This is a genomic window from Arcobacter sp. YIC-80 (assembly GCF_044841725.1).
Taxonomy (GTDB): Bacteria; Campylobacterota; Campylobacteria; order Campylobacterales; family Arcobacteraceae; genus Arcobacter_B.
The window spans coordinates 293563-318224 of record NZ_JBJBSI010000001.1 but is presented as its reverse complement, the minus strand read 5'-3'; the positions used below and the strand labels follow the sequence as shown (position 1 = coordinate 318224).

The 24662-nt window shown below is 28.1% G+C and carries 25 protein-coding genes; 5 read left to right on the top strand and 20 right to left on the bottom strand.

The window, feature by feature from the left end; genetic code table 11:
• Window positions 1-36: 36 nt before the first annotated feature.
• From ACH5BK_RS01405 to ACH5BK_RS01330, 16 genes are all read right to left on the bottom strand, one after another.
• The gene (locus ACH5BK_RS01405; RefSeq protein WP_404304011.1) at window positions 37-777 is read right to left on the bottom strand and encodes an MBL fold metallo-hydrolase; all 741 of its coding nucleotides are present in this window, start codon (window positions 775-777) and stop codon (window positions 37-39) included.
• Between the two features lie 33 nt (window positions 778-810).
• On the bottom strand, window positions 811-1500 hold the full coding sequence (locus ACH5BK_RS01400; protein WP_404304010.1) for an endonuclease/exonuclease/phosphatase family protein: 690 nt from the start codon (window positions 1498-1500) through the stop codon (window positions 811-813).
• Complete coding sequence (locus ACH5BK_RS01395; protein ID WP_404304009.1) at window positions 1493-2023, bottom strand: hypothetical protein; 531 nt, start codon at window positions 2021-2023, stop codon at window positions 1493-1495. Before ACH5BK_RS01395 ends, ACH5BK_RS01400 begins: the two co-directional genes overlap by 8 nt.
• A gap of 9 nt (window positions 2024-2032) precedes the next feature.
• Window positions 2033-2671, bottom strand: a complete 639-nt coding sequence (locus ACH5BK_RS01390; RefSeq protein WP_404304008.1) for a DapH/DapD/GlmU-related protein — start codon at window positions 2669-2671, stop codon at window positions 2033-2035.
• A gap of 55 nt (window positions 2672-2726) precedes the next feature.
• Entirely contained in the window at window positions 2727-3866 is a 1140-nt protein-coding gene (locus ACH5BK_RS01385) for an alpha-D-ribose 1-methylphosphonate 5-triphosphate diphosphatase (protein ID WP_404304006.1), read from the bottom strand.
• 116 nt (window positions 3867-3982) lie between these two features.
• Window positions 3983-4675 (bottom strand): phosphonate C-P lyase system protein PhnL, encoded by a 693-nt coding sequence (gene phnL / locus ACH5BK_RS01380; protein WP_404304005.1) that lies wholly within the window; start codon window positions 4673-4675, stop codon window positions 3983-3985.
• 8 nt (window positions 4676-4683) lie between these two features.
• Window positions 4684-5520, bottom strand: coding sequence for an ATP-binding cassette domain-containing protein (locus tag ACH5BK_RS01375; protein ID WP_129088956.1), 837 nt, complete (start codon window positions 5518-5520; stop codon window positions 4684-4686).
• Entirely contained in the window at window positions 5520-6350 is an 831-nt protein-coding gene (locus ACH5BK_RS01370; RefSeq protein ID WP_404304003.1) for an alpha-D-ribose 1-methylphosphonate 5-phosphate C-P-lyase PhnJ, read from the bottom strand. The genes ACH5BK_RS01375 and ACH5BK_RS01370 overlap by 1 nt, the downstream gene beginning before the upstream one ends.
• Entirely contained in the window at window positions 6347-7423 is a 1077-nt protein-coding gene (locus ACH5BK_RS01365) for a carbon-phosphorus lyase complex subunit PhnI (RefSeq protein ID WP_404304002.1), read from the bottom strand. The genes ACH5BK_RS01370 and ACH5BK_RS01365 overlap by 4 nt, the downstream gene beginning before the upstream one ends.
• Window position 7424: 1 nt before the next feature.
• Window positions 7425-7961, bottom strand: a complete 537-nt coding sequence (gene phnH, locus ACH5BK_RS01360; RefSeq protein WP_404304001.1) for a phosphonate C-P lyase system protein PhnH — start codon at window positions 7959-7961, stop codon at window positions 7425-7427.
• A gap of 9 nt (window positions 7962-7970) precedes the next feature.
• Window positions 7971-8384 (bottom strand): phosphonate C-P lyase system protein PhnG, encoded by a 414-nt coding sequence (locus ACH5BK_RS01355; RefSeq protein WP_404304000.1) that lies wholly within the window; start codon window positions 8382-8384, stop codon window positions 7971-7973.
• The gene (gene phnE / locus ACH5BK_RS01350; protein WP_404303998.1) at window positions 8384-9241 is read right to left on the bottom strand and encodes a phosphonate ABC transporter, permease protein PhnE; all 858 of its coding nucleotides are present in this window, start codon (window positions 9239-9241) and stop codon (window positions 8384-8386) included. The genes ACH5BK_RS01355 and phnE overlap by 1 nt, the downstream gene beginning before the upstream one ends.
• Window positions 9242-9290: 49 nt before the next feature.
• Window positions 9291-10154, bottom strand: a complete 864-nt coding sequence (phnD, locus tag ACH5BK_RS01345) for a phosphonate ABC transporter substrate-binding protein (RefSeq protein WP_404303997.1) — start codon at window positions 10152-10154, stop codon at window positions 9291-9293.
• A gap of 31 nt (window positions 10155-10185) precedes the next feature.
• Window positions 10186-10911: a phosphonate ABC transporter ATP-binding protein gene (gene phnC, locus ACH5BK_RS01340; RefSeq protein WP_404304646.1), complete on the bottom strand. Its 726-nt coding sequence runs from the start codon at window positions 10909-10911 to the stop codon at window positions 10186-10188.
• Window positions 10912-10932: 21 nt separating this feature from the next.
• Window positions 10933-11655, bottom strand: coding sequence for a GntR family transcriptional regulator (locus ACH5BK_RS01335; RefSeq protein WP_404303995.1), 723 nt, complete (start codon window positions 11653-11655; stop codon window positions 10933-10935).
• Between the two features lie 170 nt (window positions 11656-11825).
• Window positions 11826-12644 (bottom strand): ferritin-like domain-containing protein, encoded by an 819-nt coding sequence (locus ACH5BK_RS01330; RefSeq protein WP_404303994.1) that lies wholly within the window; start codon window positions 12642-12644, stop codon window positions 11826-11828.
• A gap of 52 nt (window positions 12645-12696) precedes the next feature.
• Between ACH5BK_RS01330 and ACH5BK_RS01325 the strand changes: the two genes are divergently transcribed.
• From ACH5BK_RS01325 to ACH5BK_RS01315, 3 genes are read left to right on the top strand one after another with little or no spacing between them, the layout of a single operon-like run.
• Entirely contained in the window at window positions 12697-13299 is a 603-nt protein-coding gene (locus ACH5BK_RS01325; protein WP_404303993.1) for an MBL fold metallo-hydrolase, read from the top strand.
• 9 nt (window positions 13300-13308) lie between these two features.
• Window positions 13309-14214, top strand: a complete 906-nt coding sequence (locus ACH5BK_RS01320; RefSeq protein ID WP_404303991.1) for a GGDEF domain-containing protein — start codon at window positions 13309-13311, stop codon at window positions 14212-14214.
• Between the two features lie 9 nt (window positions 14215-14223).
• Window positions 14224-15198, top strand: a complete 975-nt coding sequence (locus ACH5BK_RS01315; RefSeq protein WP_404303990.1) for a GGDEF domain-containing protein — start codon at window positions 14224-14226, stop codon at window positions 15196-15198.
• Window positions 15199-15200: 2 nt separating this feature from the next.
• Here ACH5BK_RS01315 and cmoB read toward each other — a convergent pair whose 3' ends face one another.
• A complete protein-coding gene (cmoB, locus tag ACH5BK_RS01310) occupies window positions 15201-16115 on the bottom strand; it encodes a tRNA 5-methoxyuridine(34)/uridine 5-oxyacetic acid(34) synthase CmoB (protein WP_404303989.1) in 915 nt (304 codons plus the stop codon).
• A gap of 173 nt (window positions 16116-16288) precedes the next feature.
• Between cmoB and ccsA the strand changes: the two genes are divergently transcribed.
• Complete coding sequence (gene ccsA, locus ACH5BK_RS01305) at window positions 16289-19048, top strand: cytochrome c biogenesis protein CcsA (RefSeq protein WP_404303987.1); 2760 nt, start codon at window positions 16289-16291, stop codon at window positions 19046-19048.
• A 22-nt stretch (window positions 19049-19070) separates the two neighbouring features.
• Here ccsA and ACH5BK_RS01300 read toward each other — a convergent pair whose 3' ends face one another.
• The 3 genes from ACH5BK_RS01300 to ACH5BK_RS01290 are packed head-to-tail and all read right to left on the bottom strand — an operon-like array spanning window position 19071 to window position 22103.
• On the bottom strand, window positions 19071-19658 hold the full coding sequence (locus ACH5BK_RS01300; protein WP_404303985.1) for a hypothetical protein: 588 nt from the start codon (window positions 19656-19658) through the stop codon (window positions 19071-19073).
• 8 nt (window positions 19659-19666) lie between these two features.
• Window positions 19667-21454: an ATP-binding protein gene (locus ACH5BK_RS01295; protein ID WP_404303982.1), complete on the bottom strand. Its 1788-nt coding sequence runs from the start codon at window positions 21452-21454 to the stop codon at window positions 19667-19669.
• Window positions 21447-22103: a response regulator transcription factor gene (locus ACH5BK_RS01290; RefSeq protein WP_404303980.1), complete on the bottom strand. Its 657-nt coding sequence runs from the start codon at window positions 22101-22103 to the stop codon at window positions 21447-21449. Before ACH5BK_RS01290 ends, ACH5BK_RS01295 begins: the two co-directional genes overlap by 8 nt.
• Window positions 22104-22253: 150 nt before the next feature.
• Between ACH5BK_RS01290 and ACH5BK_RS01285 the strand changes: the two genes are divergently transcribed.
• Window positions 22254-24629, top strand: coding sequence for a cytochrome C (locus ACH5BK_RS01285; RefSeq protein ID WP_404303979.1), 2376 nt, complete (start codon window positions 22254-22256; stop codon window positions 24627-24629).
• The last annotated feature ends 33 nt before the right edge of the window (window positions 24630-24662 follow it).

The window sequence follows — 24662 nt, the reverse complement described above, 5'->3', positions numbered from 1 at the left end:
TTTTATTAAATAATATCAAAATAATAATTAAAATGCTTAATCTACCAAAAACTCATCCCCTGCTTTCACATACTTATACTTCAACTCTATTTTATTTTTTAGAATATACTCCAAAGTAGTATGTGAGATGTGCATTAGATATCCCTCTTTTACTTTTAGTTCATCTAGTATGTCACTTGCTTGTTTATAGTTTAGGTGGTTTCCTACTTCTTTTCTTTCATCATAACAGGCATCTATGTAAGCTAGGTCTATTTTATGTGATTTTAAAAACTCTAAACTTTTTTTAGGTATTCCTGCACAATCTGTTAGGTATGCTATGGTTTTGTTTTTTGTTTTTATTAGATAACCAAAAGTGTTTTTTGAGTGTTTTAAAGGAATTGTTGTAAAGCTTATATTTTCGATAGTCTGGGTGCTAAATCCTTCTATTTCGTTATAACAAACTGAGTGTTTGTGTTTAAACAAATCAGAAAAACCATCTTTATCATTTGGGTGAAAACAGTTGATTTCTTGAGCTGAGTGTCTAAGTCTTAAAAGCCCTAGACAATGATCAGCATGAAAGTGCGTAAGAAATACAGCTTTTATGTCATTTCCATCAAAGATATTTGATATATCTTCTATTCCTGCATCTAAAAGTATGACACTATTATCTACTTTTATATAGGCACTTGTTGATAGATTTTTTAGTCCTTTTTCTCTGTGGTATGTACATACCATACATTGGCAGTTATGAACTGGAAAGCCTGCACTATCAGCAGTTCCTAAAAATTTAAGTTTCAATCCTATTCCTTATATACTTTTTTATTATTATAATTATTTAAAATTAAATGTACTAACTAAACAATAGTGATCACTATAATCTTTTAATACAATCTTACTATGTACTTTTATTTTTTCATCACTTTTATAAAAAATATAATCTATAGTTACTCCATCTTTATGGCTAAACTGAATATTCTCATCCCTAAAAGCATTTTCTTTTATTAGTGCAATCTCTTTTGAGTTAGGTAAGGCATTTAAGTCTCCACAAAACATAGTCATGTTATAAAGCTTATTATATTTTTTTAAATATTGTAAGATTTTTTTTATTTGAGATATTCTTTCTTGTTCACTTATATGTGATAGATGAATATTAACCAAAAGTATTTTTTTATCTTTTATATTAACTTCAATTATTTGACAAGCTCGTTCTTCTTTTTCATTTTTGTTAAAAAAAATCTCATCTATTAATTTTATTTTATATTTAGAAAGTATAGTAAGATTTGAACTACTTAACTGATTATTGCGAACTTTTCTTCTAGTTTTAGTACTAATGTAGTTAAATTCTAAACTTTTATTTAGATATTTGCTACTTGAAAACTCTTCTGATTCATAGTCTTCTTGTAGACAAATAATATCGAAATTATTACTTTTAAGTTCATTATTTAGTTTGAAAATACGATTTGGAAACTCTCCATCGTTCTTCCATATATTAAAAGTAGCAATTTTTATTTTGTTATTCACTAGCAATCTTCTTTATAAGCTCTACAAAATCTTTTATACTAACTTCTATATTTTTACTATTGTCAAACTCAATTAAATTTTCAGCCTCTATTTTTGGATAACTTCTATTTAATCTTTTCTCAATCTGCTCTAAAGACTCTCTCTTTCTTAGTAAAAGTCTGTTTCTTAGCTCTTCTTTTGGTACAGTAATATTTATGGTATAGACTTTGTCATATTGTTTTTCAAAATCTGAAATCTTAGCTCTTGATACTGATATGATATTAACTTTATTTTTTATAGAGTTTTTTGCTATTGCATAATAGTTCCCATGGGCATTCCAACTAGAAGCAAAAAAACTGTTATGTTTTAAAATTTCAAAAGCAAACTCATCTAAAAAGTAGTTTTTTTCATTTTTATCAGGTTTTCTTGTGATATACCTTCTTACAAAATTTATTTCATTTTTCAAAATTTTTCTTGCACCTTTTAATAAAGTGTCTTTTCCAACTCCACTTGGGCCTACTATCAAAACTATTTTAGTATCCATGTAACCTTCTTATTTTGAATATTTATATATAAATTCTCTAATATCTTTTAAGTCTTCAATTCTTTCATTTATTTCATCATGAGACCAATTCCACCAAGATATATCTTCTAAAGCTTTTATGATATCTTTTGAAAATCTATACTTAAGTACTTTTGCACTTACACCTGCAACTATAGCGTAAGAAGGTACATTTTTGGTTACAACAGCATTTGAGCCAATAATTGCACCATTCCCTACTTTTACTCCTGGCATGATAACTGCTCCATGTCCTATCCAAACATCATGACCAATATCTACTTTTTGAATATCTCTATAGTTGAAAAAAGCTTTGTCATCATCACCAAAACCATACATCTCTCTTCTATACATAAAGTGATGTTGGCAAGGCATTTCATAGGGATGAAACCCTGGATTTATTCGTACATTAGAAGCTATATTTACAAATTTACCTATAGTTGTATTTGTGATTTGAGAATACTCACATACGTAAGAATAATCATCCATAGATGAGCTTGAAATATTTACAAAATCTCTTATTTCTGTATATTTACCAAATTCGCAATTTTCAATAATCGCATTGGGGAAAACATAAGGTTTATCCCCTAATACTACTTTTGGTTCACGATTATAACTTTCTATTTTTGTCATTATATCTAACCTCAAGGTGTAAAATACTTCTATAAATTGTAACCATTTTTAATCCTTATAGTTTAAAGCCTCTAATCCCATTGTAGATAGAATCACCATCTTTTAAAGTAAGAACTACTTTTGGAATATGTGTATCATCAACTACTATAATATCAGCTCTTTTACCTTCTTTTATTTCACCTCTATCCTCTAAGTTAGCATATCTTGCAGGAGTTGAAGTTACCATAGAGAAACCTTTTGCAATATCAAGGTTTGCATCTTCTTTCATTCTATATACTGCTTGAAGCATTGATGTTGGATGATAATCTGAACAAAGGTACTTACAAACTCCTTCTTTTACTAAATCAATAGCAGCAATATTACCACTCTGAGAACCACCTCTTACAATATTTGGTGCTCCCATTCCTGTAGCTATACCTTTTGAAACTGCATATTTTGCTACTTCTAAATCAAGTGGAAATTCTGAAATTTGAACACCTAAATTAAGTAAACCATCAAGTTTTTCAATACAATCATCATCATGACTTAAGAGTGTTAAATTATGCTCTTTTGTATAAGCGATTAATTCATTAATTTTATCTTCATTTTTATTTATTTTTTTATCAATTACTTTTTGTAATTCTTCTTCATTTAAATCATAATAACTTCCGTAATAACTTTTAAAAGATTCTAATGATTTAAATTGTCCTTGCCCTGGACTATGATCCATAAGAGAAACAAGTTTAACCATTCCTTTTGAAATCACTTCTTTGATTGGTTCAACTGCTTCATCACAACTTAACTCAAATCTTGCATGAACATAGTTATCAACACCTAGGTGTTTATCATTTGCTTTATTTATTTCTTCTATTTGTGAAATTGCTAAATCAATACTTCTTTTTTTCTTTGGGTTTTCTTCAAAACCAATAGCATGAAACATTGTAGTAACACCTGCCATTGATAGTTTTTTATCAAGTTCTGCAACTGCAAGTTCAACTGGAAAAGTAGCATTTGGTCTTGGCTCTATTTCTTTTTCAATAGCATCTGAATGTAAATCTACAATCCCTGGAGCTATTTTTTTCTCACCTAAATCAACTGCTACTTCATTTTTCCCATATTCATCTATTCTTTCTATAAATTCCCCTTTGATTACAACATCAGCAGGAACGAACTCTTCGTTTATTAATACATTTTTACTTCTTAAAATTGTTTCCATAATCTTCCTTAAAAAATGTCCCATTTTTGAAGGGACCGAATTATCTAATAACTACTTTTTAACACTGGAAATAAATTCCAGTTAAAAGTAGATAAAACTCTAAAGAGGCTAACGAGTTAGCCTTGAACTCTCTCTAATTTATAAATCTTATCACTAATCATTTCCATTGCTTCAAGGTCATGGAAAATACCAACCATAGCAACACCTTGAGTTTTTAGCTCTTTTAATTTCTCTACTACTTTCATAGTGTTTGTTTTATCTAGTGAAGCTGTTGGTTCATCAAGTAAAAGTAAACTTTTGGGGGCTATGATACCTTTTGCGATGTTTACTCTTTGTTGCTCACCACCAGAAAAAGTTAAAGGCGATAAATCAAAAAGTTCTTCTCTAATTGATAAGTAATTTAACATCTCTTTTGCTTTAATTCTTGCAACTTCTTCACTTTCACCTTTTAATATCAACTGTTCTGCTACAACATCAACAGCACTAATTCTAGGTAAGATTTGTAAAAACTGTGATACATAACCTATCTCTGCTTTTCGTAAATTTAGTATTTCACTTTCAGTTGCAGTTGCTATATCTATTTTACTTCCATTGTCTCTGTGAAATATAATATTTCCACTTGTTGTAGTATATGTTCTAAATAGTGTTTTTAAAATAGATGATTTACCTGCACCACTTGGTCCAAATAGTGATAAAAACTCACCTTCTTTTACATCAAAACCAATATTTTCAAAACCTTTAACTTCAATACTTCCTTGTGTATGTACTTTAAAAGTTTTATTTAAATCTTTTACTTCTAATCTAATCACGATAACTCCTAAAGAATTGATGACACAAGTAATTGTGTATATGGGTGTTGAGGATCTTCAAGTATTTGATCAGTTAATCCTCTTTCAACAATTTGTCCATTTTTCATAACAACTGTAATATCTGTTAAGTGTTTGATAACCCCTAAATCATGGGATACAACTACCATAGCAAAACCTATTTCATGTTGTAACTCTTTGATTAAATCAAGAATCTTAGCTTGAACTGATAAATCAAGTCCTGTTGTTGGTTCATCAAGTAATAAAATTTTTGGATTACTTGATAAAGCTTTTGAAATTTGAATTCTTTGTTGCTGTCCACCTGAAAAGTACTCAGGATAAGCATCAATTCTACTTGTTGGAATTTCTGTTTTATCTAAAAAATACAAAGCTCTATCTCTAATCTCATCATATTTTTTATTTCCACTCATTATTACTTTTTGGGCAATATTTCCACCTGCTGAAAAATTATAATTAAGCCCTAGTCTTGGGTTTTGATAAATCATAGACATTAAAGAGTTTCTAAGATGAGACAATTCATTTAAGTTTGCATCTAAAATATTTTTTTTCTTTCCATCTTTTCCAACAAAATCTTTTACAAAAATCTCTCCAAGACTTGCTTTTTGGTCTTGATAAATTAGTTGTAAAAGTGTGGATTTTCCACTACCACTCTCACCTACTATTCCTAATACTTCCCCATTAGCTAGTGTTAAATTTATATCATTTACCCCAACAACACTTTTACAAGTAGGACAAATAGAACTGTTATAATTTGCACCAGTTGTTTCTAAACATTTTGGACAAAATTTTCCAAAAACTTTAGATACATTTCTCATATCTAGTATCATTAGTTAATTCCTTGTTTTTCTTTTTGAGTATCACAATAATCTGTGTCATTACAATAATATGTTGCTTTACCTTCATCATCATATACTTCATCTAAGAAGCTATGAGTACTTCCACATCTTGCACAAGCTTTTCCTTCAAAGTTTTCAACTTTAAACTCTCTATCTTCAAATTTTAAAGGCTCTACATGAGTATATGGAGGAATAGCATAAATCTTTTTTTCTCTTCCTGCTCCAAAAATTTGTAAAGCTTTACAATCATTTAATTTTGGCGTATCATATTTTGGAATAGGACTTGGATCCATTGCATATCTATGATTTACCATCACTGGATACCTATTTGAGATTCTTGAATCCCCAAACATTGATGTATCTTCATATAATAAAACCCATAACTTAGAATAATCAGCATTTGCATGTAACAGCTTAGCTTTTGAGATATTTGGCTCAACTGTTTCTAAAATATCAGGCATTGGAACTTGAAAAACTAATGTTTGTCCTTCTTGTAAATCAATCTCTGGAATTCTATGTCTTGTCTGAATAATAGTTGCATCAAGCGTTTTAGTTGTAGTTTCAACTTTTGTAACGGATTTAATAAAATTTCTAATATTTACAGCATTTACACTTCCATCACAACCTTGGTCAATTACTTTTAAAGTATCTTCTTCATTGATGATTGATAATGTAACTTGTAATCCACCAGTTCCCCATCCACGTGCTACTGGTAGTTCTCTTGAAGCAAAGCCTACAATATATCCAGGAATTGCGATAGCTTTTAAAATAGATCTTCTAATCTCTTTTTTTGCTTCTTCATCTAAAAATGCATATCTCATTTTTCAACTCCTTTTTCATTTTCTTTTTTTTCTTCTGTATATTTTTGTGCTGATTTAAAGATTTGATAATCAGTTTGGAATGTTACATAGTGTGGCAATTTAAAGTGATTTGTCATACCATAAGACTCTATTCCATCTAAATGGTGCATAATCATGTCAAAATCAGCTGCAATTACGTGCTCCCCACCCACAGAATAGTGAGTATTATAAAGTGATAGATCAATCATCGACATAGAAATAGCTTTTGTTTCATTTTTTCCAAAACAAAAACCAAAACCAGTTGTAAGTTTTGTATCTCCATCTTCATCTTGATTAAAAGTACCAACACACTCAACAGCTGTAGCTTCTATAGTTCCAACTTTTACTTCATTTTTTGTAAAAGGATGTGTAAACTCAACATCTAATTCACCTATTCTTAAATCACCAATTGTAGGGTGAATATCTCCATAACCTCTCATAGTTGTATATCCAACACATAAAAGCGAACCAGTTTCAGCTCTTGCCATTACTTGTAAAACTGCACTTCTAGGATAAGGTTCAGTTGGATAACTTCTTGTAATATCCCAAGGTTTTTCTTCTTGTGGAAGAATTTTTATTAAATTATCTTCTCTAAGTGGTGTTAATGCTGATTTAATTACATTATCTTTTGTTGAATACTCTTCAATATTAGTTTGAACTTTTTCTAAATCAACTAAAAGTTTAATCTCATAATCATTTGAAGGCCCAAGTAATTGTCCACCTTCAATGTCTTTAAAAGCTGATGAAATTCTTCTTGTTAATCTCATATCATTTATATCAACAGTTTTAGCAATACCAATTCTTTGACAAGAACTTCTATGAGCTCTTAAGAAAAATGAAGCATTCAGTAAATCTCCAGCACTTCTTTTTATAGCTTGTGCAGCTAATTTTTTAGAGTATAAAGACCCTTCACTAATTACTCTATCAATTGAGTAAGTCAAAGCTTCAATTAAATCATTGTCATTTAATTTCTCAGACTCTTTTGTAATATCGCCATAAAAATCAAGAGAGTTTTTAATAGCTTCTTCCCCACCTTTAATTGCATAATAAGCCATTTTATAAAACCTCCATTTTTGTAGTTCTTGAAATAGCTGTAATCTCACCTTTTTGACTTAAAAAGAATACTTCATTTCCAAGTGGATAATATGAATTTTTTTCATTAAAAAACTCAACAAAAGACTTATCAATTGGTAAGTTTACATTTTTACTTCCATCTATTCCTGGTCCAGTTAGTTTTACTTCAAGTCCATTAAAATCTTTACATTTAAAAACAAACGTTGATGAGTATTCAGGATCTTTTGAAGTTCCAACCTTTCCTTTATTAAATAAATACTCATTTAGTTCATCACAAAAAATATAATCGGCATTATCAGCTTGTGTATTTTGAGCATTAGTAATTGCTTCAATTAAACTAAACTCTTCTTTTCCTTCATAATAAAAACTAACCTCTGAGTATAAAAGTGTATTAGCTATTGCTAATAAATTTGATTCAAATAAAGGTTGAATTTTCTCTACTTTTCCAGGCATAGATAATGCATTCATCATTGATTTAAAGTTATCTCTATTTAGTTTTTCTATATCAACTGTATTCACTTTTTTCTCCTACATTAAATCAAAAGAAACTCTTGTAGCGTTTACTTTTTGATTTATTTTCTCTTTATTTAAACTATCTTGATTTTTTGCTTCTTTTAAAATAGTTATAATCTCACTTTTAAAAATATCAGCTTCAAAAGCAGCGTCAATAACGGCTGTATAAAGTGACAGTTTCTCATTTGTATCCATAACCATCGACCAACCTTTAGTATCATTTACTTGAACTATTGTAGAAGTAACTAACACCTCTCCTGCATAAAAATCACTATTTGAAATAGGATCTTTTACAGGAACTAAAATTGTTTGCTCACTTGGTGGTGTTAAAACTTGTACCCTATTATTTTCATCAATTTTTTTATATAAATTTTCTAATTTTTCATATTGCACTAATTGTGCTAAATTATTAATATCTTCTCTTTTCATTAAATAAACCTTTTTCTAATCATTGCACTAATTTTGTCAAGTACCCAAACTGTAATTACAATAATGATAATAATTGAACAAACATCACTATTTTCAAAAGCCCTCATCTTATCAAATAAGTAAAAACCAATACCACCAGCTCCTACAAATCCTAAAATTGAAGCTGCTCTTACATCACTTTCAAATCTATATAAAGCCATTGAAACAAAATGTGGCATAGTTTGAGGAAGTACTGCATAAACTAATACTTTAAAAAATCCAGCACCTGTTGTAGTTAAAGCTTCTACAGGACCTGGATCAATTGATTCATTTCCTTCACTTAAAAGCTTTGATAAAACACCTGCTGTATGCACACCTAAAGCTAAGATACCTGCCATTGGGCCAAGTCCAACAGCACTTACAAAAATCAATGCCCATACAATTTCATTGATTGATCTAAATATATTAGCAACTAAGGTAGCACTTCCATATATCACTTTCTTAGTAAACTCATGTATTGGAGTCTTACCTGGAATTAATATATTTAAGATATTTCTTGAACTCATAAATGATAATGGAACTGCTACTACTATAGATAAGAAAAGTGCAACAACAGCCATTTGAATAGTCTCTAACATAGATAAAACATAAGTCATTAAGTCACTACTATTTAAATTTGGTGGGAAAAAACCACTTCCTTCAATATTTGGATTACCAGAAATATACTCAACCATATACCCAGCTCCATCATATAATGATGAAAAACTCATATCCGTGTCATTCCAACTTTGAATTAAAATTAATAAAAATATTACGATAACTGCTGATTTTCCAAAAGAAAAAGGATTACTTTTTGCTTTTAATTCTTCTACATTCATTTTTTTTCCTTATTTAAAAGTAAGCGTACAAACGCTTACTTTGTTTTAACTATTTTTTATTTTTTAGTTGTTTTTTTAATTTTATTAATTCTCTTACAGAATCATAAACAGAATCATCACCTTTAACAAAACCTTTATTTTTTAGTTTTTCTAAACCTTTTGGATCGTTATAAGATAAAAATGCACCTTTTAAAGCCATTTTTAAAGAGTTTGGTAAATCACCTCTTGCTGCAACAGGAGCACCAGGAATTAAATCAGAAGTCCAAATAACATTAAATTGATCTCTTTCCCAATGTTTTCCAACACCTCTATTAAAATCTAAGTTATTTGTAGAAGCCGCATCAATTCTTCCTGCTTTTACTGTTAAAATTGAAGCTTCATGTCCACCAGAATAAACTACTTTAGAGAAATATTTTTTAGGGTCAATACCTTTTTTTGAGAACATTACAGTTGGAACTAATGTTCCTGATGTTGATTGAGATGATGTAAATGCCCAAGTTTTACCTTTTAAATCAGCAAGCGTTTTTAAACCACTTCCTTTTTTAGTAATAATCGTACCTCTATATCCTGGAAGTCCTGATTCACCATCAACTTCAACAACTAAAGCTTCTGCATTAGCTCTTTTTGCAGCTTCAACATAAGATTTTGGTCCTAAATAAGCAACATCAATATGTTTGTGTTGCATACCTGTAATAATCCCTGTGTAATCTCCTGCTAATTTCATTTCTACTTTGATACCTAAAGATTTTGATATATAATCAGTTAAAGGGCCAAAATTTTCTTTCATAGAAGTTGAACCAGCTACTGGAATCACACCAAAAGTAATTTTTTCAGGCCATTTTTCTTGTGCGAACATTGATGTTGTTAATCCTAAAGCTATAGAAGCTACAGCAATTTTCTTAATTAATTTCATTTTTATTTCCTAATTTAATTATTGTTTTACACTAGTTATTTGTGTAGATTTTTTCAACTAACTTTTCAGTTAGCAACTCACTCTTATCATCAAAAACTACTTGACCATCATTAACTGCAACAATTCGATCACAGTACTCTTTTGCATATTCTAAATGATGAAGGTTAGCTATTACAGTTACTCCATAAGTTTTGTTTACCTTCCTTAAAATCTCCATAACCTTTTTTGCACTTTTGGGATCTAATGCAGATACAGGTTCATCAGCTAAAATAATCTTTGGTTCAGCGGCTAAAGCTCTAGCTATTGCAACTCTTTGTCTTTGGCCTCCCGAAAGTTCATCACACCTTTTTAATGAATATTTTGTAATATCAACAATGTCCATATACTCTTTTGCTTTTTTTAACTCCTTTTTTTTATAAAGTTTAATTATTGCTCTTGTTAAAGGTATTTCTTTTAACATCCCACTAATTACATTATCAAGTACAGAAATTCTATCAACCAAGTTATAGCCTTGGAAAATAACTCCAATTTGTTCTCTTAATTTAATAAGATTCTTTTTTTTGATATTTTCTAAATCATAATCTAAGACTTCAAACTTTCCATCAAATACTTTGATACCACCTGTAATTGACATTAAAAGTGTTGATTTACCTGCACCACTAGGGCCTATAATTCCAATAAACTCGCCATCTTTAACTTTAAAATCTACATTCTTTAGTATTTTTTCTTTTTTGTACCCTAATGTTAGGTTTTTCATTTTTATCACTATGTTCTCCTCTTAAATTAAATCTACTTTGATTTTACAAGTATCGCCTCTAAAGTATGATGTTCCATACTCAATATAATTACCTTCTTGATCTTTTGATAATGTACTAGCAGCTAAAATTGGAGAATTTGATGGCATCATTAATAATTCACTTAATTCATTTTTAGCAACTAGGGATTCAAATACAGTTGAAACTTTTGTAATCTCCAAATTTGGATAACATTTATTTAAGATTTTGTATAAAGAAAAAGGTTCTAAATCTAAATGATTTATAATATCTCTATAAATAAATGCATCAAAATATGAATATGAAACAGAAATAGGTAAATCGTTTGCGTATCTTAAAAGTTTCAACTCTATTACTTTTAGTTTTTTACTTAAGTTTAAATTTTTTGCAATATCTTCATTTGGTTCAATAATATTTGAACTTAGAAGTTTAGTTTTTGGTTCATACCCTAAGTCTAAAATTTTTGATGAGTATGAACTTTTATCACTAATTGAATAAGGAACTTTTATATTTGATATAAAATTGCCTTTTCCTTTTAGAGTATAAATAAAACCTTTATCTTTTAATAAGGATAAAGCTTGTCTCACTGTATGTCTATTTACATCAAATATTTTTGCTAACTCATTTTCTGAGGGTAATTTTTGGCTTACACTATATTCTTTTGTTTCAATACTTTTTAGTATTTGCTCATAAAGTTTTATATATGTAGGTTTTGTAACTTTCTTCACTTTTTACCTTGTTATCTTGTCTATACAAGCTTGATAATGGAAGTATAAATCACATAAATTACACAATGATTACAAGTTGTCTATACAAGTTAAGTACCTTGTATAGACAAGTAAAAGATTAATCTATTTTGATAATTGATTTGATAGGAATTTGATTTAATTATTACAGTTTAATTACAATCTTGTTTTTTTGAAAGTGTTTTTAGTAGTTCACAAGAAAAACCAGCTTTTTTTCTTGCTTCAAAATTTAAATCCATTTTTCTTTTTGTAGAGCCTGGAAATACTTCTTCAATAATTTTTAAATAAGTTTCATCATAAGGTAAATTCTCTAAATCACAAGCATATTTATACCATGTATCACCTTTTGTTACATGATCAACCTCTTCTTCTAAAATAATATTTAAAGCTTCTAATATTTTTCTATTAAATGGATCATTATTTGATTTTAATTTTTCCATTATTTTTGGATTTTGATCTAAACCATTTGCTTCTAAATATCTAGGTACTGCAGCCATTCTTCTTAGAAATTCTGGTGTATTTTCCATAGCTTCAAATAGATTTTTATGAACAGGAAAGTCTCCATATTTTCCGCCTAATTCATTTAATAGATTTTCAAGCATTATAAAATGCCTTACTTCATCGTTAGCAACCTCTAACCAGTCTGAATAGTACTGTAATGGTAGGTTTTGATATCTTAATGCAGCATCTAAAGCTAAATCAATTGCACTATATTCAATGTGTAAAATAGTATGAAGAAGATACTTTTTCCCTTCAATTGTATTAAAGTTTTTTATTTTTGGTAAAGCAGTTGGTTTTACAATTTCTAAAAAGTTAGAATAAGATGGCTCTTTAAGCTTACAAGGTATATAATTATCTTCAAAAGTAAATTTATTATTTATAAAATTTTCATAGAAATGTTTAAATTTTTCTATTTTTTCTTTTGGATATTTAGTTAATAAAACTTGTTCTAAAGTAAAAAAATAATTCACGTATAACCTCTTTTATGATATAATCAATGTATTTTAGCGAAAAGGCTTTAAAATGGATATAAAAGTACAGCCAATGGGCGATTATCAAACAAACTGTTATATAGTTACAATAGATAATAAAGATATAATAATTGATCCAGGTGTAGATGCAACTAGATGGATAAAACAAAATGTAACAAACCCTGTCGCAGTTTTAAATACACATGGACATTTTGATCATGTTTGGTCAAATACAGAAGTTAAAAATGAATATAACATAAAATTATATACTCCAAAAGATGACTGTTTTTTATTAGAAATAGATCCTTATGGTTTAGGAATGCCACCATCTGTTGCAGATATTGAAGTGCAACCTGATGAAGAACTTGAAATAGCTGATGTAAAAATTAAATTTCATCATTTTCCAGGTCATACTCCTGGATGTTCAGCTATTCAAATAAATGAGCATTTATTTACAGGTGATTTTATTTTTAAAGGAACTATTGGTAGATTTGATTTTCCTATGTCAAATGCAGCTGATATGAAAAAAAGTATTAATAAAATATTATCATGGGAAAATACAAATTTCCATATCTACCCAGGACATGGTGATAAAACTACGCTGATATCTGAACTTGATTCATTAGCACAATGGGAAAAATATATAATTTTATAAAGGTACTTGATGAGTCAAATTTGTGAGAATATAGTTAAAGAAAATGAAAATTTAAAACTTGTAAGAACTTTAGAACAATTCTATACAGATGTTTTAATGTATTTGAAAGATAAATTTAATGTAAATGATATAGAAATTGTTTTACTTGATACAAGTAATAAAGATACAGAAGAAATACTTTATAAATCTTCAAATAATTTAGTAGAAACAGAAAATACAGTTTTTGAATTAGTACAAAGTGATTATACAAAAATCAAAGTAATTGTATCTTCAAATGATGATAGCAATATAAAAAATAATAAATTTGCTATAACTTTGGCATTACAAGCATTTTCTCAAACTTTATATAATAAACTTTTAAAAGACACACTTAAAGATTTAAGTTTAGTTGATCCTGTAACAGGTTTATATAATAGACACTATTTAGATAGTTATTCTGAAAAACTTTTAAGTTTATCTTTAAGAGAAAATAATACTTTAGGGTTTTTAAAATTTGGTATTGATCAATTTAAGGCTGTAATTGATGAATTTGATTATAATATTGGAGATAAAGTACTAGTTGCTTTATCTAAGGTTTTAAAACAAACACTTAGAACCTCAGATATTATATTAAGAATTGATTCTGATGAATTTTTAGTGATATTAATGAATATAAATGATAATGAAAATGCAAAAATGATTGCTCAAAAAATTATTGACAACTTTAGTAAAGAAGAAGTATTAGTAAATAAACAAACTAATCAAACTTTAAAAAAGACTATTTGCTGTGGAATAGCAATATTTCCTAAAGATGCAACAACAATGGATGAAATTTTTAGAAAATCAGATATTGCTTTATATGAAGCAAAAAATAAAGGTAGAAGTCAAATTTTCGAATTTACAGAAGAAGATACGAATATTATAGACTTATTTTAGGAGTTTAGTATGAAAGAAAAAATATTAGAACTGATAAAAGATTCAAACTCAAATGAAGAAAGTTATAAATCTTTAGTATCAATTTATAATTTATATGAACAATTACAGTACTCAACAAATATCGTTCAAATGGCTGAAGATATTTACGAATGGCTAAATAAATTTTTTAGTATTGATAATGTAACATTTTCATTAATTGATATGCATTCAAACTCAAAAGAAGAGATTTTTGTAAAAGGTAAAGAGTTTTTTCTTGATGATGAGAAGGCATATTTTTTTATTATTAACACACATACTAATTTAAATGCAACAGTTTCTTTTAGTGCAACATCAAATGTTCATTATAAAGTATTACAAGCTAAATATGATACTATTGAAGCTGCATTCTTTCAAATATCTCCTATAATTCAAAATGGAATATTAAAAAAGAACTTTATTGAGTCTTCTTCTATTGACTCTGTAACAAAAGTTTATAACCGAAATTATCTAATTGAAAATTTGAATAAACATCTTACTATATCAAATAATACAAGAGAAGAAATATATTTTCTAATGATTGGAGTTGATCATTTTAAAGCAGTAATTGATGAATTTGATTATGATATTTCAGATAAAGTTTTAATTGAATTAGCAAAAATAATTCATAGTAATATAAATGAATTTGATATGGTAGCAAGACTTAATGCTGATGAGTTTTTAGTAACAATACTAAGTAATACTCCTAAATATCAAGTTGAAGATTTAGCTAAAAAAATCATAGAAGATTTTGCTGATGTTTCTATTGAAGTTAATTCAATTACAAAACAAAAACTTAAAAAAACAATATGTATTGGTTTAGAAACCTTTAAAACAGATTCAAGTGAAACAATAACAGATGCTATTAAAAATGCTGATATTGCTTTATATGAAGCAAAAAATAAAGGTAGAAGTCAGTTTTTTGATTTTGACGAACTTACAGAAGAAGATACAATAGAACTATTTTAATTCTACTGTATTTTTCTAGCTTTTATATAAACTCTTTTAGGTGCAGGATAACCTTCAATAGTTTTACTATTATCATTAGGATCTAAAAAGTCCTCTAAACTTTGATCGAAAGACCATTTTGTTTTTCTTTGTTCTTCATTTGTTGTAATAGTTGTAGCTATTACTTCAATATTTTCAAAACCAGCTCTTGATAGCCAATTTTTAAGTGCAGGAATTGTTGGTATAAAATAAATATTTGGGATTTTTGAATACCTTTTATTTGGTGTTAAACAAAGTTCTTCTTCCCCATCTATCATAAAAGTATCTATTAAAATTTCACCTTTTGAATTTAATCCTCTAGCAAGTGATTTTAAAGTACCTACTGGATCAGGTCTATGATATAAAACTCCAAGCATAAAAATAAAATCAAATTTATGATTATAAAACTCTAAGTGTTCAACTCCCAGCATTTCATAAATGATTTCTGATTTTACAAAATGATTTATAAATTCAAATTGATGAAGTGTTAAAGCACTTGGATCAAAACCTATTAATCTTTTTGGTTTATCTTCAAGCATTCTAAACATATAATAACCATTATTACACCCAATATCAGCAACAACTTTATCTTTTAAATTAAAGTGAGGTCTAATCAGATTGTATTTAATATTACTTTGCCATTCACTATCAATTTCTAAACCAAATAAATTGAAAGGGCCTTTTCTCCAAGGAATTAACTTTTTTGCTGTTTCTTCGATTAGATCATATTGTTCTTGAGTTATATCTTCTCTTTTTCCAATAGTAAACCAATCTCCATAATCCACATAAAGTTCATCTGTTTTTATTTCTCTGGCTTTATTTAATTGATCAAACCAAGGTTGTACATTTTTCCAACTTCTGCAGTCGTTTTTCTTTTTTTGTAATTCTTCTAAATTCATAGTCGTATTATAAGACTATAAAATAAAATATTGTCTTAAATCAAGGCAAACAAATCAATCTTTTGCTATACTTGTATCTATGTTAGAATATGAATTGCTTTTCATTTTAGTTAACTTATAGTTAACTACTTGTGAATATAATTCATTTGATAATCAAATAGAAAGGATTTTTTTTGAAAGGAACTAATGTCTTATTTTCCTTTAAGACTACACTAATTTTATTGGCTATATTAGCAATTGGAGCTGGCTATGCTACATTTATCGAAAATGATTTTGATACATCTTCAGCGAGAGTTTTAGTATACAATAATATATGGTATGAAACGATACTTGTATTAACAACAGTTAACTTAATGGGAATTATTTACAAATATAAAATGTGGAGAAATAAAGCAAGATTTATTTTCCATTTATCTTTTGTAGTTATTCTGATTGGTGCTGGGGTTACAAGATACGCAGGTTATGAAGGAATTATGCAAATCAAAGAAGGTGCTACTGAAAATAGAATGAGTTCACTAGAACCTTACTTACAAATTACAATTAAAGAAAATGGTAATACTTATTATAAAGAGTATCAAAAAGAATTCACTACTTTATTAAAAAGTGTAAATGATTTCGCTCATACTATACTTTATGGTGATAACAAAAAAATAGATGTAGTATATAAAGATTATATCTTAGCAAAAAAAGGTAGTGCTAAAATGGGACTTTTAACTGTAGATGTTACAGTTGATGGAAAAACACAAGAGATTAAACTTCCTGGACAAAGAGGACAAAGAGGTCTTAAAAGAGAACTTTTCTTTGGAGATACAACTGTAGTTTTATCTTATGGTTCAAAAACATTATCGTTACCTTTTGCTATTAAATTAAATGATTTCCAACTTGATAGATATCCAGGTAGTAACTCACCTTCATCTTATGCTTCTGAAGTTACTGTTATTAAGGATAATAAAGAGTATGATTATAGAATTTTCATGAATAGAACTCTACATGAAGGAAACTTCTTATTCTTCCAAAGTTCATATTTCCCAGATGAAACAGGAACAGTTCTTTCAGTTAACAATGACCCTGGTAAATGGCCAACTTATTTAGGTTATTTTTTATTAACACTTGGATTAGTATTAAATTTATTTGATAAAAAATCAAGATTTTGGAAACTTACAAAATATGTTTCAGAAAAAAATGTAGCTTCTCTTGCTATTGCCTGTATGATTGCTTTTGCTTCAACTTCAGCAAATGCAGAAGAAAGAGTAATGGAAAATGAAGTAAAAGCTCAAAGTACAGTTGAATATCTAAAGAAGTTTAAAGAAGAGTCAAAAGTAACTGCTAATAAATTTTCTAAGCTTGTTACTCAAAGTCAAGGTGGTAGAATGAAGCCTGTATCTACATTAAATAGAGAAATACTTCTTAAATTAAGTGGTAGAAAATCTTTATTTGGTATGAATGCAGATCAAATTGTTTTAGGTATGTTATCAAGACCTGAAATGTGGAGAGATATTAGACTTATCAAAGTTAAGACTCCTAAATTAAAAAAATTTATTGGTATTGATGAAAAAAGAAAACATATTGCTTTTTCCGAAGTATTTGTAGAAGGTAATTATATTTTAAATAAAGAAGCTGAAAAAGCTGCTATTACTAAGCCTCAAGATAGAGGAACTTATGAAAAAGATATTGTTAGACTTGATGAAAGATTAAATATTACTTTTGCTACATTTAATGGTAACTTATTTAGAATCTTCCCAAAACCAGAAGATAAAACTAATACTTGGCATGTTCCACTTGATGCTATGAAAACATTTGAAGGACAAAGCCAAAGAGCTGTTGAATTAATGACAAGAGGATTTATAAACTCTGTTATTGAAAGCGATTGGGAACAAGCAAATAAATTTATTGATATGATTAAACTTTATCAAGAAAAGCTTGGTAAAGATGTTATGTTAAGTGATTCACAAGTTAATAATGAAATTTTATTTAATGAACTAGATATATTCTTAAAATTAACACTTGCTTATATCATAACAGGTTTAATTATGCTTATTGTTGCATTTGTTGTTGTATTTAATCCAAAAATTAAACCAAGAAAAACTACATTTTTCTTCTTTATTGTATTAGCACTTTTATTTGCAGCACATACATTTGGAATGGGATTTAGATGGATTATCTCAGGTCATGCACCATGGTCAGATACTTATGAGTCACTTTTATATATCTCGTGGTCAGCTGTATTTGCAGGAGTTGTATTCTTTAGAAAATCATTACTTGCGTTAAGTGCAGCTGTTATTGTTGCAGGTATTTTCATGTTTACTGCACATTTAACAGGTATTGATCCACAAATTACAAACTTAGTACCAGTACTTAAATCTTATTGGTTAACAATTCATGTATCAATTCTTACAGCTTCTTATGGATTCTTTGGTCTTGGAGCTATTTTAGGATTTATGGCATTAATTATGTTTATCTTTAGGAAGAATAGACCTCATTTAGATGAGACTATTAAAAGTATTACAGCTATTAATGAAATTGCATTAATCATTGGTGTTACATTTATTACAATAGGAAATTTCCTTGGTGGTGTTTGGGCAAATGAATCTTGGGGTAGATACTGGGGTTGGGATCCAAAAGAGACTTGGGCTTATGTATCAATTGTAGCTTATGTATTTGTAATTCACATGAGATTTGTAAAATCTCTTAATAATCCGTTTGTGTTCTCTACAGCGTCATTATTAACATTTAGTACAATCTTAATGACTTATTTTGGTGTAAACTTCTATTTATCTGGAATGCACTCTTATGCTACAGGAGATCCTGTACCAATTCCTACTTGGGTTTATTATGTAGTGTCTATTGTATTTGTTACAATTGCACTAGCATATAAAAATAGAAATTTAAAAGATGCTGTAACTAGTATCGATAATAAAAAAGCTAAGAAGTAAAACTTCTTAGCTTTTTTGCTTTTTATTGATTATTCTTTTCACATTGAATATATTTTTTAACTTGTTTCGTATAATCTTTTAACCAATAAACTATGCTTGTACCTTTTAAGTTTGTTGCATCTTTTTTAATACCATAAATAAACACTGAAAAAGTAAAATATTTATCTTTATACTTAAAAAGTATCTGTTCAGGTGTAAGTTGCATTTCATAAGCATTTTCTATCCAATCATTCCAAAAACCTTCAAAGTCATTATTTATTTCTTCTGCAATGCTTATATCTGTATATCGATAAATATTAACTATTGATATACTTATTTCATCAATATTTTGATCTTTTATTTTATAAGAGAATAAGCCTGATTTTTTAGGATAAATATATTCGCCATTTTTAATATGTTCATTTAAAAAAGTATTATTTTTTACTTCCTTTAGCTTAAAATCTTGATATTCTTTTTTATTTCCAAATAAAGGTTTATTTTTTAAATGTTCTTCTATTAAATTAACTAAATATTCTGGTGCCTCATAAAATTTATCGGGATTATAGTAAGGACTACACTCTTTTGAGTGAAGCAAGCCTAAGAAAAGTATAGTAAGCATAAATATTTTCATGTAAATCCTTATAATAAAATAGTAAACACAGCACCCTGCTCTTTGTTTACAACTAAAAGTTTTCCATTCATTTTATCTTCAATAATTGCTTTAGATAAATAAAGACCTATTCCCGTACCCTTTTCTTCTTTTGTAGTAAAATATGGGTTAAATATTTCTTCAATTAAACAGCTTGGTACTCCTCCTGCATTATCACTAACTTCTATTTTTTTGTATTCTTTCGTTTTTGAAATATTTATATCTATTTTTCCATTTTCAATTTTATTTTCATCTATAGCATCTTTAGCATTGATAATTAAGTTCATAAGTACTTGAGAGAATTCATTTTTATTGCCATGTAAAGTAACTTTTTCTTGACAATTTATATTTAGTTTTATATTACTATGCTCTAGCACTGCACCTATAATATTTAGGACATTTTCAACTGCTTCTCTAACTATAAAATCAGATTTTTTTTCATCTTTTTTATAAAAATTTTTAAAATTATCAATAGTATTTGACATAAACTCAATTTGATATAAAGAATTACTCATAGCTTCATCAAACATTTCATCACTCATTCTATTTTTCTTTTTATATGCTCTTAAATTTTGAAGAGTTAAAGATAATCTTGTTAAAGGATGTCTCCATTGGTGGGCTATATTTCCTATCATATCCCCTAATTCAGCTAGTTTACTTTGATTTTGAAGCAATCTATCTTTCTTAGCAATTTCAAAAGTCTTTAATACAACTTTATTATCTAAATTTGTTGCTAAATCATGTAATTTATCAGCTTGACTAACAACTAATTTAAATAAACCTTCTAATTTTCTTGTAAAAATAAAAGTAAATAAAAGTGACATAATTGTTGCGAAAATTAAGATAGCAACAATCATAGTATTATTATTGTTTTCTACTTCTTCAATAGATTCTTCTTTTTCAAGCATTATTAAATTTAACTTTTGATTATCCAAATTTAGAGTTTGAACAAAGATATTTTTATTATAAACAAAAGAAGAATCTTTGTTTTCTTTTATTTTATAAATAAACCTAATATCAAAATCATCTTTTAATGTTTTTTTTGAATTATAATAAGACCAGTCAAACTCTTTATTTTTATGTTTTAGATAATAGCCGTTATCATCAGTTAAATAAATATCATATAAAGATGAATTGGTAATGTTTTTTAATAATTCTTCCATAAAAATATTTATAATTAATATCCCTTTGAAGTTTCCTTGAATTATTAAAGGAGTAGCAACCCTAACAACAGGTTTATAAGGTATTTCAAGATGTCCATGTTCTATATTTAAATCAATATTAGAGAACCATACATCATTTTTTTTCATTTTAGATACATTTTTAAAATAATATCTATTAGCTTTATTTTGTAAACTTTGAGATTTATATGGTTCATGAGAATGTTTTTCTCTATCAAATCTTAATACTTCACGTCCTAATTCATTTATATATCTTATTTGCATATAGTCTTTATTTGCTTCCATTACTGTAAGTAATAATAAATCTATATAGTATTTATAAGAACCATTTTCTACATATTTTATAAAATATTCATTTTTACTAATTGCTTGAAGTGCATCCTTTTTTGTTTGAAAATATTTATCAAATGTATCTTTTTTTTCACTACTTTGTAGTTTTACTTCTCTTAAAAATTTATTTGCTACTAAATCTTGTGAAAAATATATATGAATAATAGTAATAGAAATTATAAGTAAAACAGTAAAAACAATATAAGAAAGAAACAGTTTAACACCAAAATTTCTGTTCTGTTTTGATAGCTTATTTATCTCAACCATATTTTTCTATCTTATAACCAGCATTACGAACATTGATAATAAAATTATCTTTTAGTTTTGCTCTTATTTTTTTGATTTGTGTTCTTAATGTATTGTCACAAACATCTTTATCATCCCAAACATAATCTTTAATTACACTTGGACTAAGTATCGTGCCAATATTTTTTACTAATAAATATAAAAGATTCCTTTCATGTTGTTTTAAATCTATTGGATTACCATTATAAAATAACTGCATATTAGATAAATTGAAAATATAATTATCACTTAATTTAATATCATCACAATCTGTGTCTTTATGAACTATTTTGTTAATTCTTAATTCTAATTCATCTAAAATAAAAGGTTTTCTAACATAATCACTGCAACCTAAAGCATAACCCTCTTTTACATGTTCTATATCACTTTGAGCTGTCAAATAAATTGCTGGGGTATTAATATCCTCTTGTCTTATCGCTTTTAATGTTTCAAAACCATTTTTTTTAGGAGTATTTATATCTAAAAGAAATATATCATAATTACTTAGTATGGCATTATCAAGAAGTTCTTCTCCATCATGGTAAAAATCAACTTTATTTCCATCTAGTTCAAAATAACTTTTTATTGATTCACAAATAAAAGTATCATCTTCTAAAAGTAGAATTTTCATTTCTTCCCTTTTTTAAAATAGGTATCTACCTATTAGTTTATATAAAAATGTATTAAAAGTAAAGTTTTTTATTTAGCACTTTAGAAGCACTTTTGTTGGTTAAGATTTTAAATAATTGAGTTTTATGCTCAATAATTTAAAGGAGATGAGATGAAAAGCTTAGTATCTAAATTTGCTTTGATTGCAATATTTGCTTCTATGTTTTCATTTTCAACTGTTTTTGGAGCTGAACACTCTAAAGGCATGATGGAAATGGAACCTGTGTCTGGCGGGGATTCTTGTATTAAATGTCATAAAGGCATTGAATCTATTAGAGATACAAAATCAGACATGATGCAACAAATTATTGCAATGGGACAAGGTCTTGGAGATAGTGCTGGTTGTGTAGTTTGTCATGGTGGTAATCCAGAAGATGGAACTGTAAAAGGTGCTCACAAAGGTGCTCCTGCTGCTCATGCAGGTGGATTAGCTGAATTTGTTAGAGATCCAGGTTCTATGTGGATTGCTGATAAAACATGTGGTATATGTCATGCTGATACTGTTGAAAATACTATGAAGTCATTAATGATGACAGAAGCAGGAAAAATTCAAGGTAATATGCACTCTTGGGGAACATATAATACAAAAAAAGTTCAATACGCAAACTATGATGTAAAAGATAAAGATGGTAAAACACCTGCTTGGGGAACAAAAGTCTATAAAGACTATATGATTAAAATGATTGATAAATATCCAAATCAATTCCCAACAGAATTAAAACAATTACCATTACCTCCAAGTGGACCTGAGGATTTTGCTGGAAAATCTGAAGATGAAATAGCTGCAATGGCTTCTATTACTTACCAAAGATCTGATTGTCAAAGATGTCATATTGGAGTTAGAGGTAGAAAAGGTAGAGGAGATTGGAGAGGTATGGGATGTAGTGCCTGTCATATTCCTTATGGAAATGAAGGTATTTATGAAGGTAAAGACCCAACAATCAATAAAAAAGAAAATGGACATTTATTAGTTCACATGATTCAAGGAACAAGAGAAGCTAAAGTAAAAACTCCATCTGGTATGGAATTTAGTGGTATTCACCCTGAAACTTGTAACTCATGTCATAATAGAGGGAAAAGAATCGGTGTTTCTTATGTTGGTTTAATGGAACAACCTTATGGTTCTCCACTTAATGTAGGTGGTAAATCTCAATCTAAACATCATGGTAAAAGATATAAACATATCAAAGAAGATTTACACTTTGAAGCTGGTATGACTTGTCAAGATTGTCATACATCTGTTGATATGCACGGTGATGGAACACTATTTGGTACTACTTTAGGGCAAGTAGAAATTGAGTGTTCAGATTGTCATGGTACAAACGATAAATATCCTTGGGAATTAAAAATTGGTTTTGGTGAAAACTTTAAAATCAAAACTTCCAATAAAGCAAGAGGTATGGCTGAGGAATTACCATATTGGATGACACAAGGTACTGTTTATGATAAACAAGGTGGATATTTATTATCTACAAGAGGTAACCCTTTAGGAAATGTTGTAAAAGTTGAAAACAAAGAAAAAGTAATTGTACATTTAGCATCAGGAAAAGATTTAGAAGTGCCATTATTAAAATATAAAGCAAAAACTAATACATATAAATCAAAAGATGCACACGTAGCTATGGGAGAAATTAAAGCTCACATGGAAAATTTAGAGTGTTATTCTTGTCACTCTGATTGGGCACCACAATGTTATGGATGTCATGTTAAAGTTGACTATACACCTGGTAAATCACAAATTGACTGGATTGCTTCTGGTTCATCAAACTTTAAAAATGGTGAGACATCAGAATCAATTTTAGGTACAAAGGGTAAAAAACTATTTGGTAAACCAAGTGAAACTAGATCATACTTAAGATGGGAAGATCCAATTTTAGGTATTAATGGTGAAAACTTAGTAACTCCTGTAATTCCTGGATGTCAAGTTACATTTACAGTAATTGGGCCAGATGGAAAAACATTGATTTTAAATAAACAAGCAAGAGTTGATGACAATGGGCAAAATGTTGCAGGTACAGATATGTCACCTGTTCAACCACATACATCAGGAAGAAAAGCAAGATCTTGTGAATCTTGTCATTCAAACCCTAAAGCTTTAGGTTATGGTATTCAAGATGGTCAATTCTTACAAAAACAAGGGGAAGATTTATATATGGATCTTCAAGATTTAAGAACAGGTAAATATGTTCCTAAAAATAAAACAGTTCAAATGAAAGGTATTCCAGGTATGGATTATGATTGGTCACAAATTGTAACTAGAGATGGAAAACAACTTCAAACTGTTGGTACTCACTGGCCTGACTCAAGACCACTTGATCAAGGGATGAGAGAAAGAATGGAAAAAACAGGTTTATGTATGGGATGTCACCAAAATATGTCAAATGATGAAATTTGGGGGAAATTAAATACAGATAAAAAACTTGATATGAATGAACATATTAAAAAAATGCACGAAATTGCTAAAAAAGCTGCTAAAGCTACAAAATAGTAATATTAAATGAAGAAAAGAGAATTTATTCTC

Bases quoted from the DNA above. Each gene is read 5' to 3' on its own strand.
- ACH5BK_RS01395 (WP_404304009.1), bottom strand. From the start codon at position 2,023: ATGGATACTAAAATAGTTTTGATAGTAGGCCCAAGTGGAGTTGGAAAA.
- ACH5BK_RS01390 (WP_404304008.1), bottom strand. From the start codon at position 2,671: ATGACAAAAATAGAAAGTTATAATCGTGAACCAAAAGTAGTATTAGGG.
- ACH5BK_RS01385 (WP_404304006.1), bottom strand. From the start codon at position 3,866: ATGGAAACAATTTTAAGAAGTAAAAATGTATTAATAAACGAAGAGTTC.
- ACH5BK_RS01375 (WP_129088956.1), bottom strand. From the start codon at position 5,520: ATGATACTAGATATGAGAAATGTATCTAAAGTTTTTGGAAAATTTTGT.
- ACH5BK_RS01370 (WP_404304003.1), bottom strand. From the start codon at position 6,350: ATGAGATATGCATTTTTAGATGAAGAAGCAAAAAAAGAGATTAGAAGA.
- ACH5BK_RS01365 (WP_404304002.1), bottom strand. From the start codon at position 7,423: ATGGCTTATTATGCAATTAAAGGTGGGGAAGAAGCTATTAAAAACTCT.
- ACH5BK_RS01355 (WP_404304000.1), bottom strand. From the start codon at position 8,384: ATGAAAAGAGAAGATATTAATAATTTAGCACAATTAGTGCAATATGAA.
- phnE (WP_404303998.1), bottom strand. From the start codon at position 9,241: ATGAATGTAGAAGAATTAAAAGCAAAAAGTAATCCTTTTTCTTTTGGA.
- phnD (WP_404303997.1), bottom strand. From the start codon at position 10,154: ATGAAATTAATTAAGAAAATTGCTGTAGCTTCTATAGCTTTAGGATTA.
- phnC (WP_404304646.1), bottom strand. From the start codon at position 10,911: ATGAAAAACCTAACATTAGGGTACAAAAAAGAAAAAATACTAAAGAAT.
- ACH5BK_RS01325 (WP_404303993.1), top strand. From the start codon at position 12,697: ATGGATATAAAAGTACAGCCAATGGGCGATTATCAAACAAACTGTTAT.
- ACH5BK_RS01320 (WP_404303991.1), top strand. From the start codon at position 13,309: ATGAGTCAAATTTGTGAGAATATAGTTAAAGAAAATGAAAATTTAAAA.
- ACH5BK_RS01315 (WP_404303990.1), top strand. From the start codon at position 14,224: ATGAAAGAAAAAATATTAGAACTGATAAAAGATTCAAACTCAAATGAA.
- cmoB (WP_404303989.1), bottom strand. From the start codon at position 16,115: ATGAATTTAGAAGAATTACAAAAAAAGAAAAACGACTGCAGAAGTTGG.
- ACH5BK_RS01300 (WP_404303985.1), bottom strand. From the start codon at position 19,658: ATGAAAATATTTATGCTTACTATACTTTTCTTAGGCTTGCTTCACTCA.
- ACH5BK_RS01295 (WP_404303982.1), bottom strand. From the start codon at position 21,454: ATGGTTGAGATAAATAAGCTATCAAAACAGAACAGAAATTTTGGTGTT.
- ACH5BK_RS01290 (WP_404303980.1), bottom strand. From the start codon at position 22,103: ATGAAAATTCTACTTTTAGAAGATGATACTTTTATTTGTGAATCAATA.
- ACH5BK_RS01285 (WP_404303979.1), top strand. From the start codon at position 22,254: ATGAAAAGCTTAGTATCTAAATTTGCTTTGATTGCAATATTTGCTTCT.